The organism is Bacillota bacterium, from assembly GCA_013178045.1.
Lineage (GTDB): Bacteria > Bacillota > Ch66 > Ch66 > Ch66 > Ch66.
In genome coordinates this window covers 1-2,520 of sequence record JABLXP010000052.1, presented here as the reverse complement: position 1 = coordinate 2,520, position 2,520 = coordinate 1, and the positions used below count along the sequence as shown (strand labels likewise).

Here is a 2,520-nt window from a genome sequence, read left to right as displayed (position 1 = left end):
GCCTGGAATAAAATGTTAAATTACATTGTGGTTTGGTTTTTGACCTTAATCTAGCGAAAAAAGAGTACATCTAAACGACTAACAATGTTTTACCTTTAACAAAAAAGCTAATTTTGCAAAAGGCTCAATTAAGAAAACCAACAGAACCAAAGAGTTAAACCTAGAGATTATAGAGTAAGTTAGTCTCCTTGTTTTCCCAGGGTTGAAGCTAGTAGCGGTCTACTCACCTTGTGTATTTGCGAAAAACTATAGCGAGACCTCTATCTCCAAAAAGTTTGGAAATTAAAGGTCTCGCTAGAGCGAATTACCGCCAGTAGAACCGGGTTTTCACCAGCATGTCGATTCTACTCACAGACACCAGAAGGTCCGTTAGCTACTCCCCTTTAAGGGCTGTGGTTTTGATATAGTCTATGCTGTTACAGAAAAAAGTGACACATTTTTCTTTGTGGCTAAAATTTTTTCACAATACATATTTCAATTATTTTTCTCCACTCTTAACTTGTGATTCTTTCTCCAGAAACTTGCTTAACGTAGTCAGATTTCTTTCTACGATGTCTGCTTTGATGCGCACCAGGGCCTTGTCCCTGGTCTTGACCGCCTGGTTTAAGTCAGTCAAAGAAAAATCAACTTTATTCGTCTCATACTCTTCCTCCCCTTTGGCTTCACTCCGCACTCTTGACCAGATGGGCGGCATTTCAGCCAGATCCTTCTCCGCGCCGACCCAATCGTTAGCGTCAACTTTAAGCATCACATCCCGATTCAGATAGCGTAAACGAGAAAGGTCTGGTGACGGATTTGTTCCATATAGTTGTAAAAAATCAGGGATGTATTGGGCAGCCCTGTTTGCTGCTAATTGGGCTCCGTAGCGGTCTCTGGCCATTACTTTAGCAGTTAAAACGTTAAGCTGTTCTTCAAACCCTGTCACGATTTCCAGCCTGGCCCCCGCTTTCATGGCTTTCGGTTCATACGTATTCCACTGCTGGTGAATCTGTTCCAGCTGTTGTTCTTGTTCAACCCAATCAATTTGTCCTGGCGGCGCTTGTCCTGGCTGCTGTCCACCTTGCCCACCTGGTTGACCAAGTTTTTGGTTCGTCATCTGCTTATCTTTATTCTTATCTTCATCTTTTTGCTCATCCTTTTGCTCGCTCTTATCTTGCTCTTTCGATTCCCCTTGCTGTTTACCGGCTTGCCCGCTCTGCTTACTTTCCGACGGAGTAGGAGGTTTTTGGGTAGCAGTGCCAGGTTGGGTTGGCCTTAAGGCTTCAAATACCTGCTCGAGACTTGACTGCAGTTGGGTCAATTCTTTTGGGGTGGTTTTCTCATTGCTTTCTTTACCCTTAGACTGCTCAGGTTTCCTCTGCGGCTTACTACAAGCAAGATTAGCGAAAATCAAAATGAAGATGATACCTATAGCCACCAATCGGCTCAGCTGTGACTCCCTTTTTACCAAAATGGATCACCTCCAGGATTAGTATAGCCGAGACAAAAATTATCGATACCTGACCAATTTAACCAAACAAACATTGTCGAAAGTTGGGGTATAAAATTTGTTGCATCGGTTATCCCAGATGAGTAAAATTAAATTATCTCTTTCAGTCGATTTGAACCAGGTCATAACTTTCCGGTGACCCATAGTCTTCGGCAGCAAAGGAGGTGAGTTGATGACCAAGGAACTGATCGAACTAATTCTCGCTGGCGTTGGACTGGAACCGATTGAACCTGAACCAAAACAAGATGAAAACGCCAAACCTAAGAAACAATAGGTTGGCGTTTCTTTTTTTATTTTTATTTGATAAACTTGTCCAGAACACTGATTAATTCTTCAATATACTTCTCGCCCTGTTCAGACTTAATCGCATTCGCCACGCATCCTCGGGTATGACTGCCCAAAATCGCCAGCGCTACCTTTTGTAACCCAGCTCGCGCCGCACTAATTTGTACTAAGATGTCCACGCAGTAGCGGTCCTCCTCCACCATCCGGTGAATACCCCTAATCTGTCCTTCAATCTTACTGATCCGTCGCAATAAATCTTTCTTAAATTCCTGAGAACGCTCCACTTCAAAACCTACCCCTTTCTCCCGTCTTCCATTAAATTAAATATAATCAACTATACCCCCCGAAGGTATCTATAGTCTCATCTTACCGAGCTCAAAATTGCTTGTCAACCACCTGCACGACAAAAATCAAAAAGTACATCGAAACCCAGGGTGAGAAAAAATGATTACGGTGGGAATTAATTAACGGTGGGGATTAATTAATTAATTTAAAAAGGTGGGGAAATTTTCCCCACCTTCGCGCTTTTTGGGCTGTTCAATTTGGTCATTCCTACAGCGGAATGTTGCCGTGCTTCTTAGCGGGCCGCGTTTCTTCCTTGGTCAGCAGCATATGCAGGGCCGCGATTAACTTCGGCCGGGTCTCCTGCGGTTCAATGACCGCGTCCACAAATCCCCGCTGCGCCGCCACATAAGGATTGGCAAACCGTTCCGTGTATTCCTCAATCTTTTGCTGCCGTACAGCCT

3 protein-coding genes are annotated in these 2,520 nt (G+C 43.9%); all 3 read right to left on the bottom strand.

From position 1 onward, the window contains the following. Positions 1-478: 478 nt before the first annotated feature. Entirely contained in the window at positions 479-1,450 is a 972-nt protein-coding gene (locus HPY81_11565) for a hypothetical protein (protein NPV28036.1), read from the bottom strand. A 335-nt stretch (positions 1,451-1,785) separates the two neighbouring features. Next, entirely contained in the window at positions 1,786-2,058 is a 273-nt protein-coding gene (locus tag HPY81_11560) for a metal-sensitive transcriptional regulator (protein ID NPV28035.1), read from the bottom strand. Positions 2,059-2,326: 268 nt separating this feature from the next. Continuing rightward, on the bottom strand, positions 2,327-2,520 hold a 194-nt coding region (locus tag HPY81_11555; GenBank protein ID NPV28034.1), incomplete at its 5' end, for a methylmalonyl-CoA carboxyltransferase.